This window comes from Citrobacter sp. VF227 (assembly GCF_052950715.1).
Map to the genome: position 1 here is coordinate 86,354 of NZ_JBRFVF010000012.1, position 15,637 is coordinate 101,990.

A 15,637-nucleotide genomic window follows, 5' to 3' on the forward strand; every position below is an offset into this window, starting at 1 on the left:
CCATACACTGTTTAGTAAATTAAACAAAAAACATGAATACGACTCCTGAATTATCCTGTGACGTGCTGATCATTGGCAGCGGAGCTGCTGGACTTTCGCTGGCGCTGCGGCTAGCGGAAAAACATCAGGTCATTGTTCTGAGCAAAGGTCCGGTCAGCGAAGGTTCAACGTTTTACGCCCAGGGCGGTATTGCCGCGGTGTTTGATGAAACCGACAGCATCGACTCCCACGTTGAAGATACGCTGATTGCCGGAGCCGGCCTGTGCGATCGCCATGCGGTGGAATTTGTCGCCAGTAATGCCCGTAGCTGCGTTCAGTGGCTTATCGATCAGGGTGTCTTATTTGATACGCAGGTTCAGCCCAACGGTGAAGAGAGTTACCATCTGACCCGTGAAGGCGGTCATAGCCATCGACGCATTCTGCATGCGGCGGATGCCACCGGCAAAGAAGTTGAAACCACCCTCGTCAGCCAGGCGCAAAATCATCCCAACATCCGGGTTCTCGAACGCAGCAATGCCGTCGACCTGATTGTCTCTGATAAAATCGGTCTGCCGGGAACGCGTCGGGTTGTCGGAGCCTGGATCTGGAACCGTAATAAGGAAGCCGTTGAGACCTGCCATGCGAAGTCAGTAGTGTTGGCTACCGGTGGCGCATCAAAAGTGTATCAATACACCACAAATCCGGATATTTCTTCGGGCGACGGCATTGCGATGGCCTGGCGTGCAGGATGCCGTGTCGCTAATCTGGAGTTTAACCAGTTTCACCCGACGGCGCTGTATCACCCGCAGGCACGCAATTTTCTGCTGACCGAGGCGCTACGTGGCGAAGGCGCACACCTGAAGCGCCCGGACGGTTCACGCTTTATGCCCGATTTTGACGAGCGTGGCGAACTGGCTCCCAGAGATATTGTCGCCCGCGCCATTGACCACGAAATGAAGCGCCTTGGCGCTGACTGTATGTTCCTCGACATCAGCCATAAGCCCGAAGAATTTGTTCGTCAGCATTTTCCAATGATTTACGAAAAATTGCTGGGACTGGGTATTGATCTGACCAAAGAGCCGGTCCCCATTGTTCCTGCCGCGCACTATACCTGCGGCGGGGTGATGGTGGATGACTTTGGTCGTACGGATGTCGACGGGCTATATGCAATTGGCGAAGTGAGTTACACCGGCCTGCATGGTGCTAACCGAATGGCGTCGAACTCATTACTGGAGTGCCTGGTTTACGGTTGGTCCGCTGCGGAAGATATCGACAGGCGTATGCCTTATGCGCGCGGCGTCAGCACGCTCCCTGGCTGGGATGAAAGCCGGGTAGAAAATCCGGATGAGCTGGTTGTCATTCAGCATAACTGGCATGAGCTACGGCTGTTTATGTGGGATTACGTCGGTATTGTGCGCACCACTAAACGTCTGGAACGCGCCCTGCGCCGTATCACCATGCTGCAACAGGAAATCGACGAGTATTATGCGCATTTCCGTGTGTCGAACAACTTACTGGAATTGCGCAATCTGGTGCAAGTTGCTGAGCTGATTGTCCGCTGCGCGATGATGCGCAAAGAGAGTCGGGGCCTGCACTACACGCTGGATTATCCAGAACAGCTTCCAGAGGCAGGCCCGTCAATTCTCTCGCCGCTCAGTCATCACATAAACAGATAGAACGCCTGGGTCAGTGCCGTGTAACCTTCAGAGTAACGTTGGTCTGGCCCACGGATCACCAGTCTGTCGCTAAAGCACTCCCCGGCCTGCGGGGAGAATGCCAGCAATACCCGATGCGGTAGACGGGCCTCGGTTTCTGCTACATCCGTGCGCAATCGCAGGTGCCAGCCCATGCCAAGTGCCAGCTGAGTAAATGCGTTACCAATCTCCTCCGGTAGCACCACGCAAAAAAAACCGTCTTCCGTAATGCTGTCCGCCGCCAGCGTAAGCAATGCTTGATGATCGAGCGTGGTGGTGTAGCGTGCTTGCTCGCGCTGCGGCGTAGCACATTCCACGCCCTGTTCATAATAGGGAGGATTGCTGATGATCAAATCAAAACGCACGGTCTGGCGTGGTATCCACTGTTGGGCATCTTCCGTATGCACGTTCATGCGATGCTTCCACGGAGATTGCGCGATGTTCTCCTGCGCCTGCTGCGCGGCGTCAACGTCGAGCTCCACGGCGTCAATGATGACGTTTTCATCAGTACGTTGGGCCAACATCAGCGCCAATAGACCGCTCCCGGTACCAATGTCCAGGATTCGTTTAACACCAGCAACGGGCGCCCAGGCCCCCAATAAAATGCCGTCCGTTCCGACTTTCATTGCACAACGATCGTGTGCCACAAAAAACTGCTTAAAAGTAAATCCATTACGTCTAAGTACGGATGTAGACTGGGGCATGAAGAACAACCTTCCTGGAAAAAAAACGATAACATAGGATAAAAACAATACCTGAGAAGGTATATCCATACAAACAGATGAAGATTGCAGCCGTAACGTCTATAATCAGCGCCCCACTCAGAGGTAGAACATGACTGTAACGACTTTTTCCGAACTTGAACTCGATGAAAGCCTTCTGGATGCCCTCCAGGAAAAAGGTTTCACTCGCCCGACCGCCATTCAGGCTGCCGCCATACCGCCTGCGCTCGATGGCCGTGATGTACTCGGTTCTGCGCCGACAGGCACCGGTAAAACGGCGGCATATTTGCTGCCAGCGTTGCAGCACCTGCTCGACTTCCCGCGCAAAAAATCGGGTCCGCCACGCATTTTAATTCTGACGCCAACGCGTGAACTGGCGATGCAGGTTGCTGAACATGCCCGTGAACTGGCGAAGAATACACATCTGGATATCGCGACTATTACTGGGGGCGTGGCTTACATGAACCACATGGAAGTCTTTAGCGAAAACCAGGACATCGTGGTCGCTACCACCGGTCGTCTGCTGCAATATATTAAAGAAGAGAACTTCGACTGCCATGCGGTTGAGACGCTGATCCTCGATGAAGCAGACCGTATGCTGGATATGGGCTTTGCCCAGGACATTGAGCATATCGCGGGTGAAACCCGTTGGCGCAAGCAAACGATGCTGTTTTCCGCCACGCTGGAAGGCGATGCGATCAAAGACTTTGCCGAGCGCCTGCTGGAAGATCCTGTCGAAGTTTCGGCGGATCCGTCCACCCGCGAACGCAAGAAGATCCATCAGTTTTACTACCGTGCCGATGACATCGAGCACAAAACTGCCCTGCTGATCCATCTGTTAAAACAGCCAGAAGCGACCCGCTCGATTGTCTTTGTACGTAAACGCGAGCGTGTGCACGAGCTGGCGGGCTGGCTGCGCCAGGCGGGCATCAATAACTGCTACCTCGAAGGTGAGATGGTGCAGAACAAACGCAATGAAGCGATCAAACGCCTGACTGATGGTCGTGTGAATGTGCTGGTTGCCACCGACGTTGCCGCTCGTGGGATCGATATTCCTGACGTCAGCCATGTGTTTAACTTCGACATGCCGCGCAGTGGCGATGCTTATCTGCACCGCATTGGCCGTACCGGTCGTGCAGGCCGTAAAGGTACTGCAATCTCTTTGGTTGAAGCGCATGATCACCTGCTGCTTGGCAAAGCGAGCCGCTATATTGACGAGCCACTGAAAGCACGCGTCATCGACGAATTGCGTCCAACCACGCGCGCGCCAAGTGAGAAATCTAACGGCAAGCCATCCAAGAAAGTACTGGCGAAGCGTGCCGAGAAAAAAGCAAAAGAGAAAGAGAAGCCACGGGTGAAAAAACGTCACCGCGACGCCAAAAATATCGGCAAACGTCGTAAGCCGAGCGGAGCTGCTACTCAGCAGTCCGACAAAGAGTAACCGAATGCCGGGCCATTTAGCCCGGCTTTTTTTCATGCGTCGCAAAGCTCTCTTCAATACACTCAATAAACACCCGCATCGCCGGGCTAACGGTTTTCCCGGCATGATAGCCGCACAATGCCGTAATTAACTCGGGCTGTTTACTAAACGGTAATTCAATCAATTCCCCTGAACGTAGCTCCTTCTCAACGGCAAAATGCGGCAAAAAGCTGACCCCAAGATTTGCCGATACGCACTGCTTGATGCTTTCAATGCTCCATAACTCAATGGTATTTTCCAGTGTAATCTGCCGTTTACGCAGAAGTCCCTCGAAGCGTTGTCTGAAAATACATTGCGGTTCATTAATGATAAAGCTGCAGGGAATGTGCTGGTTATGCCGGGTGAAATCAACGTGCTGCAGCAGAGGCGACGCAACCAGCGCCAGTGACTGATCACCCAGCGGCATCATCTCAAGGGCATCGTCATTACCTACACGATAAAATACGCCCAGGTCGACCTCATCACTGAGTAGCGCATCGCGAATGACATAACAGTTGAGCGACTGTAAGGACAGCCGCACATGGGGCGCACGTTGTTTAAATCGCTGTAAAACCTGCGGCATTTTATATGCCAGCAGCGTTTCACCGGTGGCGACGCGCAGATCGCCGCTCGGCTGCGCATCCTGTTGTACGGACTGACGAATTGAGGCCATCACACGCGTCAGGTCATGTATATGCGGCATCAGCCGTTTTCCTTCGCTGGTAAGACACATCCGGCGACCAATTTTTTCAAACAGCTGCACCGAGAGTTCTTGCTCAAGCTGTTGAATATGAAAGGTAACCGTTGACTGCGTACAGCAAAGCTTTTGTGAAGCCCGCAGGAATGAACCTTCTTCTACCACTGTTTTTAGCGTAATAAACCGACGTAAATCCATCCGCACCAACCCATCGAAAATATCGAACTCAGAATGCAAAAACATTCATTTTTTTAAATGTTTTATCTCGGGTACTGTCTACCAAAACAGAGGAGATAACAAGTGACCCCCACCCTTTTAAGTGCATTCTGGACCTATACATTGATTACCGCGTTAACTCCCGGGCCAAACAACATCCTTGCGCTCAGTGCCGCAACGTCACACGGTTTTCGTCAGAGTACGCGCGTTCTGGCCGGAATGAGTCTTGGTTTTTTAATCGTCATGCTGATGTGCGCCGGGATTTCGTTTTCGCTGGCGAATATAGACCCGGCCATCATCCATTGGCTCAGTTGGGCCGGAGCCGCTTATATTCTGTGGCTGGCGCTGAAGATTGCCACCAGCCCGGCGACAAACGATGGTTTACAGTCAGAACCCATTAGCTTCTGGGCGAGTTTTGGCCTGCAGTTTGTTAACGTCAAAATTATTTTGTACGGCATTACCGCGTTATCCACATTTGTATTGCCGTATACGCAGGACGCGCAGTGGTTGATTGGAGTGAGTCTTCTTCTGGCGCTTATCGGCACCTTCGGGAATGCCTGTTGGGCGCTGGCGGGCCATCTTTTTCAGCGCATCTTTCGCCGTTACGGTCGGCAGCTGAATATCATTTTGGCATTACTGTTGGTGTATTGTGCGGTGAGGATTTTTTACTAACGGATATAAAAAAGCGGAAGACGCACTGGCATCTTCCGCTTATAGATTCTCTGCTGGACGGGGTTATTCCCCGTGAACCTTACAGGCTCTCAGTAAAGGTACGGGCAATAACGTCGCGCTGCTGCTCTGGAGTCAGAGAGTTGAAACGCACTGCATAACCTGAAACACGAATGGTCAGCTGCGGATATTTTTCCGGATGCTTAACCGCATCTTCCAGCGTTTCACGACGCAGAACGTTTACGTTCAGATGCTGACCACCTTCCACACGGACTTCCGGCTGTACGTCTACCGGTACTTCACGGTATTCGATTTCACCCAGTTTGCTGACGGCAACGACTTCATCGGCATTGAAACCTGCTTTCGCAACGATGCAGCGTGCTTCGCCTTTTTCGCTGTCCAGCAGCCAGAAAGAGTTCAGCAGGTCGTCGTTTGCAGCTTTAGTAATCTGGATACCTGTAATCATTTGATGCCTCCCCGGCAAAATTATTTGATCTCGGTTGGCCGTCATCCGGCCAATTGGTAAAACCATTGTTGCTTGAGTGTATATATACCCCTCACCCACCCTTGAATCTTTGATTTAAATCAACAAAAACCACACATCAAAAGTGGTGATAGGTGGATTTTATTGTTTTACATCAACTTACGTCATATTCAGCACTAAACTTTTTACATAAATTTTCAACTATCTTTAAGGGGTAGCCCCTTGAGAAACGTACAGAATTTTGCGACGCTGAAAGAAGCAGTTAAGCTAGAGGGATTGAAAATTCGCAGGAGAGCGAGATGGCCACCGAATTAACCTGGCACGATGTGCTGGCTGAAGAAAAACAGCAGCCTTATTTTGTTAACACGCTGCATACAGTAGCGAGCGAACGTCAGTCGGGTATGACTATTTACCCTCCGCAAAAAGATGTATTTAACGCATTTCGCTTTACCGAACTTGGCGACGTTAAAGTCGTCATTCTGGGACAAGACCCCTACCACGGCCCAGGCCAGGCACACGGTCTCGCGTTCTCTGTTCGTCCGGGGATTGCCACTCCGCCTTCGTTGCTGAACATGTACAAAGAGCTGGAAGCAACAATTCCCGGCTTCACCCGCCCCACGCACGGATATCTGGAAAGCTGGGCACGCCAGGGCGTACTGTTACTCAACACCGTGCTTACCGTCCGCGCCGGCCAGGCTCATTCGCATGCCAGTCTCGGGTGGGAAACATTTACCGATAAAGTGATTAGCCTGATTAATCAACATCGGGAAGGCGTGGTTTTCCTGCTCTGGGGTTCTCACGCACAGAAGAAAGGCGCGATTATAGATGCGCAGCGTCACCATGTGTTGAAAGCGCCACACCCATCACCGCTCTCTGCGCATCGCGGGTTCTTTGGTTGCAATCACTTTGTACTGGCTAATAAATGGCTGGAACAACGAGGTGAAAAACCGATTGACTGGATGCCGGTATTACCCGCAGAAAGCGAGTAAAAAAATGCCAGCGATTCGCTGGCATTTTTATTATCAGGCTTTGTTCTGACGCCACCATTCCGCGAGCAGTACGCCGGTCGCGACAGAAACGTTGAGTGTTTCTACCTTGCCGGTACCGTCAATCGCCACGCACAGGTCGTCGGCTGAGCATGCCGCTTCTGGCAGAGCTTCACGCTCACGCCCTAATACCAGCACCATTTTTTCCGGCAGCGTGGTCGTAAACAGCGGTTTGCCTTTCACGCTTGAGGTCATCACTACCGTGTAACCTGCGTTACGGAAATCGTCCAGCACATCGACAATACTGTCACCGGTAATCGGCTGAACGTGCTCTGCCCCACCTTCAGCAGTACGGATAGCCGCACCCGATTCCAGCAGCGCCGCATCCTGCACCACCACGCCTTTCACACCAAAGTGCGCACAGCTACGCATCATGCCGCCCAGGTTATGCGGGTTGGCGATGTCTTCCAGCGCCAGTACGCAATCCTGCGCCCCCGCCTGACTCACCCACTGCTTAACGGTAGTACCGTTACGTTTTTTGATCAGGAAACAAACGCCACCATGGTGTTCAGTGCCGGAAGCTTTCGCCAGTTCGGCTTCGTCAACCACGTGGTAGGCTTTGCGGTTTGCCGCCATCCAGCGTAATGCTTCTTTAAAACGCGGGGTTACGCTCTGAACAAACCAGGCGCGGACGATAGCGTCCGGACGACTCTGGAACAGAGCCTGGCAGGCATTCTCACCGTAAACGCGCGTTTCTTCCGCGCGCTGGCGACGTAATACTTCCGGATCGATAAAGCTTTTGCCGCTGATACCGCCGTGATCGGCTTTTTCCGGTGCATCATCACTCGGTGCGCGGGACACGGTACGCCATGGTGAATCTTCACGTCTGCGGTCGCGTTCTACATCGCGGTCACGGCCACGTTCACGGCCTCGTTCGCTGTTCGGACCCTTTCTGTCATCACGGGCAGGGCGACGACCGCCTTCGGCTCGGGAAGTACCGGGGCGACCGCCGCCTTTACCAGTACGTGGATTTTGGGTGCGTTTGTCCGAGTCATCGTCACTGCGGACGTACATCACTTTGACCTTGCCGTTTTTGTTCTTCAGTTCGTCGCTCATGTTTTTCTCCACCTGCTCTGCGCGAAGCGCGCAGATTACCCGATGTGCACGTCGTTAGCCATTATTTCATTTAAAAGCTAAGGACTATTGTACTCATTGAATAAAACGCATTGTTGTTTAGAACAGACTCCCTGATAATATGTAACATAATAGAAACATACTGGCATTACTGCCGGGAAGTCCACTCCACTCATCCAGAGGTTAGTTATGAATACCGTTTGTACCAGCTGCCAGGCTATCAACCGCATCCCCGACGATCGTGTCCAGGAAGCGGCTAAATGCGGACGCTGTGGTCACGATCTGTTTGATGGGGAGGTGATCAATGCGACCGGTGAAACACTGGATAAACTGTTAAAAGACGATCTCCCGGTGGTGGTTGATTTTTGGGCCCCCTGGTGTGGTCCATGCCGCAACTTCGCCCCAATTTTTGAAGATGTCGCGGAAGAGCGTAGCGGTAAAGTACGTTTTGTGAAAGTGAATACGGAAGCCGAACGTGAGCTCAGCACCCGCTTCGGTATCCGCAGCATTCCGACCATCATGATCTTCAGAAAAGGTGAAATCGTTGACATGCTTAATGGTGCCGTACCTAAGGCCCCGTTTGATAGCTGGCTTAACGAATCATTATAAACTCTGCGGGGCACATCTTGTGCCCCGTTTTGTCCTTTGAGACAATAGCATTTTTCAACGTGCTTCCCCATGACCAATAACGCCGTTCTCCAGTTACGTGCCGAGCGTCTTGCGCGCGCCACGCGCCCTTTTCTTGCCCGAGGTAATCGCATCCGTCGCTGTCAGCGCTGCCTGCTACCGCTGAAACTGTGCCTGTGTGAAACGCTGACACCAGCTCAGGCGAAAAGCCGTTTTTGCCTGGTGATGTTTGATACTGAACCGATGAAACCCAGCAATACCGGGCGTTTAATTGCCGATATCCTCCCCGAAACAACGGCTTTTCAGTGGTCACGTACCGAGCCACCGCAGGCGCTGCTGGAACTGGTGAAAAATCCGGATTACCAGCCGATGGTTGTATTCCCGGCCTCCTATGCGGGTGAAGAGCGTGAAGTGATTTTCACGCCACCAGCCGGTAAGCCCCCATTGTTTATCATGCTCGACGGCACCTGGCCTGAGGCACGCAAAATGTTTCGCAAAAGCCCGTACCTTGATAACCTGCCGGTGATCTCCGTCGATTTGTCACGCCTTTCCGCTTACCATCTGCGCGAAGTTCATGCCGAGGGGCAATATTGCACTGCCGAAGTGGCAATCGCTTTACTGGATCTGGCAGGCGATACGCAGGCAGCCGAAGGATTAGGTGAGCACTTCACGCGTTTTAAAACACGCTACCTGGCAGGAAAAACGCAACATCAGGGAAGCGTCACAGCAGACTCGTCAGAAAGCGTTTAGAATCATTCGGTCACTGGTGTCATTAAGGAAGCCGATATGAGTCAGCGTGGTCTGGAAGCACTCCTGCGACCGAAATCTATTGCGGTGATTGGGGCGTCAATGAAGCCTAATCGCGCGGGTTACCTGATGATGCGTAATCTGCTTGCAGGTGGTTTCAACGGACCTGTTTTACCGGTGACGCCCGCCTGGAAAGCGGTGTTGGGCGTACTGGCCTGGCCCAATATCAGCAGCCTGCCTTTTAGCCCCGATCTCGCCGTGTTGTGCACCAATGCCAGCCGCAACCTGACGTTGCTCGAAGCGCTTGGCGAGAAAGGCTGTAAAACCTGCATTATTCTCTCGGCTCCCACGACGCAACACGCGGAGCTGCTGGTCTGCGCATCACGCTACAACATACGTCTGCTGGGTCCCAACAGTCTGGGGCTTCTCGCGCCCTGGCAGGGGCTTAACGCCAGCTTTTCCCCCGTCCCCATCAAGCGCGGTAAGCTGGCATTTATTTCCCAGTCGGCGGCGATTTCTAACACCATTCTGGACTGGGCACAGCAGCGCGACATGGGTTTTTCCTGGTTTATCGCGCTGGGTGACAGCCTGGATATCGACGTTGATGAGTTGCTTGATTACCTTGCCCGCGACAGCAAAACCAGTGCGATCTTGCTGTATCTCGAACATTTAAGCGATGCCCGCCGCTTTGTCTCCGCCGCACGTAGCGCGTCGCGCAACAAACCCATTTTGGTGATCAAAAGTGGTCGCAGTCCGGCGGCTCAGCGCCTGCTGCATACCAGCGCAGGGATGGATCCGGCGTGGGATGCAGCTATTCAGCGCGCCGGTTTATTACGCGTACAAGACACTCACGAGCTGTTCTCAGCAGTGGAAACCCTGAGCCACATGCGCCCGCTGCGTGGCGACAGGCTGATGATCATTAGCAATGGAGCCGCGCCTGCCGCACTGGCATTAGATGAACTGTGGTCAAAAAATGGCAAGCTGGCGACATTGAGTGAAGATACCTGCCAGAAATTACGCGATGCGTTACCTGAACACGTTGACATCGCCAACCCGCTGGATCTGCGGGACGACGCCAGCAGCGAGCACTATGTTAAGACAGTGGATATTTTGCTTGCCAGCCAGGATTTCGACGCGCTAATGGTGATTCACTCACCCAGCGCAGCCGCCCCAGGAACCGAAAGCGCGCAAGCGTTGATCGAAGCAGTAAAGCATCATCCGCGCGGCAAGTTCGTCTCGTTGCTGACCAACTGGTGCGGAGAGTTTTCCTCACAGGAAGCACGCAGACTGTTTAGCGAAGCCGGATTACCAACCTACCGCACGCCAGAAGGCACCATCACGGCGTTTATGCATATGGTGGAGTACCGGCGCAACCAGAAGCAACTGCGTGAAACGCCTGCGCTGCCCGACAATCTGACCACCAACACCGCCGAAGCGCATAATCTGTTACAACAGGCGATTGCAGAAGGCGCAACGTCGCTGGATACCCATGAAGTGCAGCCGATTTTACAGGCCTATGGCTTACACACACTGCCGACATGGATCGCCAGCGACAGTGCAGAGGCCGTACACATCGCGGAGCAAATCGGCTACCCAGTGGCGCTCAAGCTGCGTTCTCCTGATATCCCGCATAAATCGGAAGTTCAGGGGGTAATGCTCTACCTGCGTACAGCAACAGAGGTGCAGCAGGCAGCCAATGCGATTTTTGATCGGGTGAAAATGGCCTGGCCGCAGGCACGCATTCACGGTTTATTAGTACAAAGTATGGCAAATCGCGCTGGCGCTCAGGAGCTACGCGTTGTCGTTGAACACGACCCGGTATTTGGCCCGTTGATTATGCTGGGCGAAGGCGGAGTTGAGTGGCGACCAGAAGAGCAAGCCGTGGTGGCCTTGCCGCCATTGAACATGAATCTGGCACGTTATCTGGTTATCCAGGGAATCAAAAATAAAAAGATCCGCGCTCGCAGCGCACTACGCCCGCTGGATATCGCCGGGTTAAGCCAGCTTCTGGTGCAGGTCTCCAACCTGATCGTCGATTGTCCGGAAATTCAGCGGCTGGATATTCATCCGCTGCTGGCCTCCGCCGGTGAATTTACCGCCCTGGATGTCACACTGGACATTGCCCCTTTTACGGGGGACAACGAAAGCCGACTGGCTGTCCGTCCCTACCCCCATCAGCTTGAAGAATGGGTGGAGTTGAAAAACGGGGAACACTGCCTGTTCCGTCCCATTTTACCGGAGGACGAACCTCATCTGCAGCAGTTCATATCTCAGGTAACGAAAGAAGATCTTTATTATCGCTATTTCAGTGAGATCAACGAATTTACCCATGAAGATTTAGCCAATATGACGCAGATCGACTACGATCGGGAAATGGCCTTCGTTGCAGTACGCTGTAAAGATAATCAGCAAGAGATCCTCGGCGTAACGAGGGCAATCTCGGATCCTGATAACGTTGACGCCGAGTTTGCCGTGCTGGTACGTTCAGATCTCAAAGGGCTCGGGCTGGGTCGTCGGTTGATGGAAAAGTTAATTTCATATACCCGAGATCACGGACTTATACGTTTGAATGGTATTACGATGCCAAACAATCGTGGGATGGTCGCCTTGGCCCGAAAACTCGGGTTTGTCGTTGACGTCCAACTCGAAGAGGGAATTGTTGGGCTAACGCTTGATCTGGCCCAATTCGAGGAATCGTGAGTAAGGTACTGGAAATGTTGACCACATTAATGGGTACTGGTGGTATCATTGCCCGCTTATGTCGTCTGCATAGCACAGAGGACCCTCCAATGAACAGAGAAGAAATGCACTGTGATGTTGTCAAAATTTAAGCGTAATAAACATCAACAACACCTTGCCCAACTACCCAAGATTTCTCAGTCAGTTGATGATGTAGATTTCTTTTATGCTCCCGCTAATTTCAGGGAGACTCTGCTGGAAAAAATAGCCAGCGCGACGCGACGGATCTGCATTATTGCGCTGTACCTGGAACAGGATGACGGTGGCAAAGGCATTCTCGACGCGCTCTATGCGGCAAAACGGCAGCGTCCAGAGCTGGAAGTACGGGTGCTTGTCGACTGGCACCGAGCCCAGCGTGGACGTATTGGTGCCGCGGCATCGAATACCAACGCTGACTGGTATTGCCGAATGGCGCAGGAAAATCCGGGTATTGATATCCCTGTCTACGGCGTTCCGATTAACACCCGCGAAGCGCTTGGCGTCCTGCATTTCAAAGGCTTTATCATCGATGACAGCGTCCTGTACAGCGGGGCCAGTCTGAACGATGTTTATCTGCATCAGCATGATAAATATCGCTATGACCGTTATCAGTTGATTCGCAACGCACAAATGGCCGATATTATGTTCGATTGGGTTACGCAGAACCTGATGAACGGTCGTGGCGTTAATCGCCTTGATGATATCAATCGCCCTAAAAGCCCGGAAATTAAAAATGACATCCGCCTGTACCGTCAGGAACTGCGTGATGCGTCATTCCATTTTCAGGGGGATGCGGATAATGAACAGCTTTCGGTTACGCCTTTGGTGGGCCTTGGAAAATCCAGTCTGTTAAATAAGACCATTTTCCACCTTATGCCCTGCGCGGAGCACAAGCTGACAATCTGTACCCCTTATTTCAACCTGCCAGCTATACTGGTGCGCAATATCATTCAGCTGCTGCGTGAAGGGAAAAAGGTCGAAATTATTGTCGGTGATAAAACCGCCAACGACTTTTTCATTCCCGAAGATGAGCCATTTAAGATCATCGGCGCGCTGCCTTATCTGTATGAAATTAACCTACGCCGTTTCCTGAGCAGACTGCAGTATTACGTGAATACCGACCAGCTGGTCGTGCGCTTATGGAAAGATGATGACAACACTTATCATCTGAAAGGCATGTGGGTTGATGATAAATGGATGCTGCTGACTGGCAACAACCTTAACCCTCGCGCCTGGCGTCTGGATCTGGAAAACGCCATTCTTATCCACGATCCTAAGCAAGAGCTGACTCCCCAGCGCGATAAAGAGCTGGAGCTCATCCGCACGCATACCACCGTCGTTAAGCACTATCGCGACCTGCAGAGCATTGCCGACTATCCAGTCAAAGTACGTAAGCTCATCCGTCGACTACGCCGTATTCGTATCGACAGATTAATTAGCCGTATTCTGTAACCAAGACCCCGTCCAGTGACGGGGTTTTTCCTATGGAGGCCACGGTGCGTCTGTTGATTCTTACCAGTATCCTGGTCATTTCTGGCTGCAGCCACATGGCTAACGACCGCTGGAGTGGGCAAGACAAGGCTCAACACTTTATCGCCTCCGCCATGCTTGCCGCAGCCGGAAACGAATATGCCCAACATCAGGGCAACGGCCGCGATCGCAGTGCGGCTATCGGCCTGATGTTTTCAGTCAGCCTGGGCGCGTCAAAAGAGCTGTGGGACAGCCGCCCCGCTGGGAGTGGCTGGAGCTGGAAGGACTTCGCCTGGGATGTTGCTGGCGCGTCTACCGGCTATGCGGTCTGGCAATTGGCACATTACTAGAGGCGCAGACCTTTCCCCTTCCCATGCAGCATCAATGATACCAAAAATGCGACGACTGCCAGCGCTGTAACGTACCAGAAGAATGTCGTTTCCATACCGACAGACTTCAGGGATAACGCAACATATTCGGCTGAACCACCAAACAGGGCATTAGCCACCGCATAAGATAACCCAACCCCCAGAGCGCGCACCTGCGCTGGGAACATTTCAGCCTTCAGAATACCGCTGATTGATGTATAGAAGCTCACGATCAACAAGGCACACATCACCAGAGTAAACGCCATGTACGGGGACGTCACGCTTTGCAATGCTGTCAGAATGGGAACAGTAAAAATAGCGGCCAACGCGCCGAAGCACAGCATTGAAGTACGTCTGCCAATCTTATCTGACAGAGCACCAAACAGCGGTTGCACCAGCATAAACACGCACAGCGCGGCTGTCATAATCCCACTGGCTACGTTGGCATGCATGCCGGCGGTGTTAACCAAATATTTTTGCATGTAGGTTGTGAACGTGTAAAAACACAGCGAGCCAGCAGCGGTAAAGCCAAGCACCATGATAAACGCTTTACGATTACGCCACAGACCTTTCAGAGATCCCGCTTCTTTCAGCGCGCGAACATCCTGTTTCGAGGTTTCATCCAACTGGCGACGCAACCATAGCGCAACAATAGCCAGCACGGCTCCCAGCGCAAAGGGAATACGCCACCCCCACGCTCTTAGGGCTGAATCTTCTAACGTTTGCTGTAATATGACCACAACCAGCAATGCCAGTAACTGCCCGCCAATTAACGTCACATACTGGAATGAAGCATAAAAACCTTTCTTACCTTCAACGGCCACTTCACTCATATAAGTTGCACTGGTTCCGTATTCCCCCCCGACAGACAGCCCCTGAAAGAGTCTTGCCAGCAGCAATAGCGCAGGAGCCCATGTGCCGATGGTTTCATATCCCGGAAGACAAGCGATCACCAACGATCCCATACACATCATACAAACGGACAGTAGCATAGATTTTTTACGCCCATGCTTATCTGCGATGCGGCCAAACAGCCAACCGCCAATCGGTCGCATCAGAAAACCTGCAGCAAAAACGCCGGCGGTTTGTAAGAGTTGCGTTGTGGTGTTTCCAGATGGAAAAAAGATATGAGCAAAGTAGAGAGAGCAGAAAGAATAAATATAGAAATCAAACCATTCGACCAGATTCCCTGATGATGCTCCGACAATCGCCCATATACGGCGACGGGTATCGCCGTCTGTCAGCGCCCCGTTATCAGTTACACTGCTATCAGCCATTAAAATTGTACCCCTGCCAACGATCGCATGAATTTATCAATGATGGTTGTGTATTTTTTGGTGAATCAAATGTTATACATTTGTTATGCTTTATTGTGCGAGAAAGATCACGGTTTTAATTAGCAGAGAAAGGATTCAGATATGTTCGAGGAATAGATCCGAGTTATCGGTCAGATATAGTGCGGACTTTTGTGGGCCGGATAAGGCAGGCACGCCGCAGCCGGCGGATTTCACTGCGCACAGACGCAAAAAAGCCCATCCGGCAGGATGGGCTTCTTCACTTTATTTGATGCCTGGCAGTTCCCTACTCTCGCATGGGGAGACCCCACACTACCATCGGCGCTACGGCGTTTCACTTCTGAGTTCGGCATGGGGTCAGGTGGGACCACC

Annotated in this window: 14 protein-coding genes and 1 rRNA gene; 9 read left to right on the forward strand and 6 right to left on the reverse strand. The window is 52.4% G+C overall.

From position 1 onward, the window contains the following. The first annotated feature begins 32 nt into the window (after window positions 1-32). Window positions 33-1,655, forward strand: coding sequence for an L-aspartate oxidase (gene nadB, locus ACU8YC_RS22750; protein WP_151217690.1), 1,623 nt, complete (start codon window positions 33-35; stop codon window positions 1,653-1,655). Here the strand turns inward: nadB and trmN are convergent. Beyond that, window positions 1,640-2,377, reverse strand: a complete 738-nt coding sequence (trmN, locus tag ACU8YC_RS22755) for a tRNA(1)(Val) (adenine(37)-N(6))-methyltransferase TrmN (protein WP_187253574.1) — start codon at window positions 2,375-2,377, stop codon at window positions 1,640-1,642. The genes nadB and trmN overlap by 16 nt on opposite strands. 130 nt (window positions 2,378-2,507) lie before the next feature. On the opposite strand from trmN, the gene srmB reads away from it, so the two are divergent. Beyond that, window positions 2,508-3,836, forward strand: coding sequence for an ATP-dependent RNA helicase SrmB (srmB, locus tag ACU8YC_RS22760; RefSeq protein ID WP_003037569.1), 1,329 nt, complete (start codon window positions 2,508-2,510; stop codon window positions 3,834-3,836). Window positions 3,837-3,852: 16 nt separating this feature from the next. Here srmB and ACU8YC_RS22765 read toward each other — a convergent pair whose 3' ends face one another. Beyond that, window positions 3,853-4,749, reverse strand: a complete 897-nt coding sequence (locus ACU8YC_RS22765; RefSeq protein WP_446895773.1) for a LysR family transcriptional regulator — start codon at window positions 4,747-4,749, stop codon at window positions 3,853-3,855. 102 nt (window positions 4,750-4,851) lie between these two features. Between ACU8YC_RS22765 and eamB the strand changes: the two genes are divergently transcribed. After that, window positions 4,852-5,439 (forward strand): cysteine/O-acetylserine transporter, encoded by a 588-nt coding sequence (eamB, locus tag ACU8YC_RS22770; protein WP_151217692.1) that lies wholly within the window; start codon window positions 4,852-4,854, stop codon window positions 5,437-5,439. A gap of 79 nt (window positions 5,440-5,518) precedes the next feature. Here eamB and grcA read toward each other — a convergent pair whose 3' ends face one another. Next, a complete protein-coding gene (gene grcA, locus ACU8YC_RS22775) occupies window positions 5,519-5,902 on the reverse strand; it encodes an autonomous glycyl radical cofactor GrcA (RefSeq protein ID WP_003037563.1) in 384 nt (127 codons plus the stop codon). Between the two features lie 317 nt (window positions 5,903-6,219). Between grcA and ung the strand changes: the two genes are divergently transcribed. Then, on the forward strand, window positions 6,220-6,909 hold the full coding sequence (gene ung, locus ACU8YC_RS22780) for a uracil-DNA glycosylase (RefSeq protein WP_446895774.1): 690 nt from the start codon (window positions 6,220-6,222) through the stop codon (window positions 6,907-6,909). A gap of 33 nt (window positions 6,910-6,942) precedes the next feature. Here ung and ACU8YC_RS22785 read toward each other — a convergent pair whose 3' ends face one another. Next, window positions 6,943-8,022, reverse strand: coding sequence for a tRNA/rRNA methyltransferase (locus ACU8YC_RS22785; RefSeq protein ID WP_151217694.1), 1,080 nt, complete (start codon window positions 8,020-8,022; stop codon window positions 6,943-6,945). Window positions 8,023-8,229: 207 nt separating this feature from the next. On the opposite strand from ACU8YC_RS22785, the gene trxC reads away from it, so the two are divergent. The 5 genes from trxC to ACU8YC_RS22810 all read left to right on the forward strand — a co-directional run bounded on the left by trxC (window position 8,230) and on the right by ACU8YC_RS22810 (window position 13,952). Next, window positions 8,230-8,649: a thioredoxin TrxC gene (trxC, locus tag ACU8YC_RS22790; protein ID WP_278238413.1), complete on the forward strand. Its 420-nt coding sequence runs from the start codon at window positions 8,230-8,232 to the stop codon at window positions 8,647-8,649. A gap of 69 nt (window positions 8,650-8,718) precedes the next feature. Beyond that, window positions 8,719-9,417, forward strand: coding sequence for a tRNA-uridine aminocarboxypropyltransferase (tapT, locus tag ACU8YC_RS22795; protein ID WP_187253577.1), 699 nt, complete (start codon window positions 8,719-8,721; stop codon window positions 9,415-9,417). 36 nt (window positions 9,418-9,453) lie between these two features. After that, window positions 9,454-12,114, forward strand: coding sequence for a bifunctional acetate--CoA ligase family protein/GNAT family N-acetyltransferase (locus ACU8YC_RS22800; RefSeq protein WP_414438409.1), 2,661 nt, complete (start codon window positions 9,454-9,456; stop codon window positions 12,112-12,114). 114 nt (window positions 12,115-12,228) lie between these two features. Next, complete coding sequence (pssA, locus tag ACU8YC_RS22805) at window positions 12,229-13,584, forward strand: CDP-diacylglycerol--serine O-phosphatidyltransferase (protein ID WP_414438429.1); 1,356 nt, start codon at window positions 12,229-12,231, stop codon at window positions 13,582-13,584. 32 nt (window positions 13,585-13,616) lie between these two features. Continuing rightward, on the forward strand, window positions 13,617-13,952 hold the full coding sequence (locus ACU8YC_RS22810; protein ID WP_446895775.1) for a YfiM family lipoprotein: 336 nt from the start codon (window positions 13,617-13,619) through the stop codon (window positions 13,950-13,952). Here the strand turns inward: ACU8YC_RS22810 and ACU8YC_RS22815 are convergent. Both ACU8YC_RS22815 and rrf read right to left on the reverse strand, forming a co-directional pair. Further along, window positions 13,949-15,247, reverse strand: coding sequence for an MFS transporter (locus tag ACU8YC_RS22815; protein WP_210904466.1), 1,299 nt, complete (start codon window positions 15,245-15,247; stop codon window positions 13,949-13,951). The two genes, ACU8YC_RS22810 and ACU8YC_RS22815, sit on opposite strands and share 4 nt — an antisense overlap. Before the next feature lie 291 nt (window positions 15,248-15,538). Continuing rightward, window positions 15,539-15,637, reverse strand: a 5S ribosomal RNA gene (rrf, locus tag ACU8YC_RS22820); the annotation flags it as partial.

Excerpts from the sequence above, each read along its gene's own strand:
- srmB (WP_003037569.1), top strand. The coding sequence starts at position 2,508 with ATGACTGTAACGACTTTTTCCGAACTTGAACTCGATGAAAGCCTTCTG.
- tapT (WP_187253577.1), top strand. The coding sequence starts at position 8,719 with ATGACCAATAACGCCGTTCTCCAGTTACGTGCCGAGCGTCTTGCGCGC.
- ACU8YC_RS22810 (WP_446895775.1), top strand. The coding sequence starts at position 13,617 with ATGGAGGCCACGGTGCGTCTGTTGATTCTTACCAGTATCCTGGTCATT.
- nadB (WP_151217690.1), top strand. The coding sequence starts at position 33 with ATGAATACGACTCCTGAATTATCCTGTGACGTGCTGATCATTGGCAGC.
- grcA (WP_003037563.1), bottom strand. The coding sequence starts at position 5,902 with ATGATTACAGGTATCCAGATTACTAAAGCTGCAAACGACGACCTGCTG.
- pssA (WP_414438429.1), top strand. The coding sequence starts at position 12,229 with ATGTTGTCAAAATTTAAGCGTAATAAACATCAACAACACCTTGCCCAA.
- ung (WP_446895774.1), top strand. The coding sequence starts at position 6,220 with ATGGCCACCGAATTAACCTGGCACGATGTGCTGGCTGAAGAAAAACAG.
- ACU8YC_RS22785 (WP_151217694.1), bottom strand. The coding sequence starts at position 8,022 with ATGAGCGACGAACTGAAGAACAAAAACGGCAAGGTCAAAGTGATGTAC.
- trxC (WP_278238413.1), top strand. The coding sequence starts at position 8,230 with ATGAATACCGTTTGTACCAGCTGCCAGGCTATCAACCGCATCCCCGAC.
- trmN (WP_187253574.1), bottom strand. The coding sequence starts at position 2,377 with ATGCCCCAGTCTACATCCGTACTTAGACGTAATGGATTTACTTTTAAG.
- ACU8YC_RS22765 (WP_446895773.1), bottom strand. The coding sequence starts at position 4,749 with ATGGATTTACGTCGGTTTATTACGCTAAAAACAGTGGTAGAAGAAGGT.
- ACU8YC_RS22815 (WP_210904466.1), bottom strand. The coding sequence starts at position 15,247 with ATGGCTGATAGCAGTGTAACTGATAACGGGGCGCTGACAGACGGCGAT.
- ACU8YC_RS22800 (WP_414438409.1), top strand. The coding sequence starts at position 9,454 with ATGAGTCAGCGTGGTCTGGAAGCACTCCTGCGACCGAAATCTATTGCG.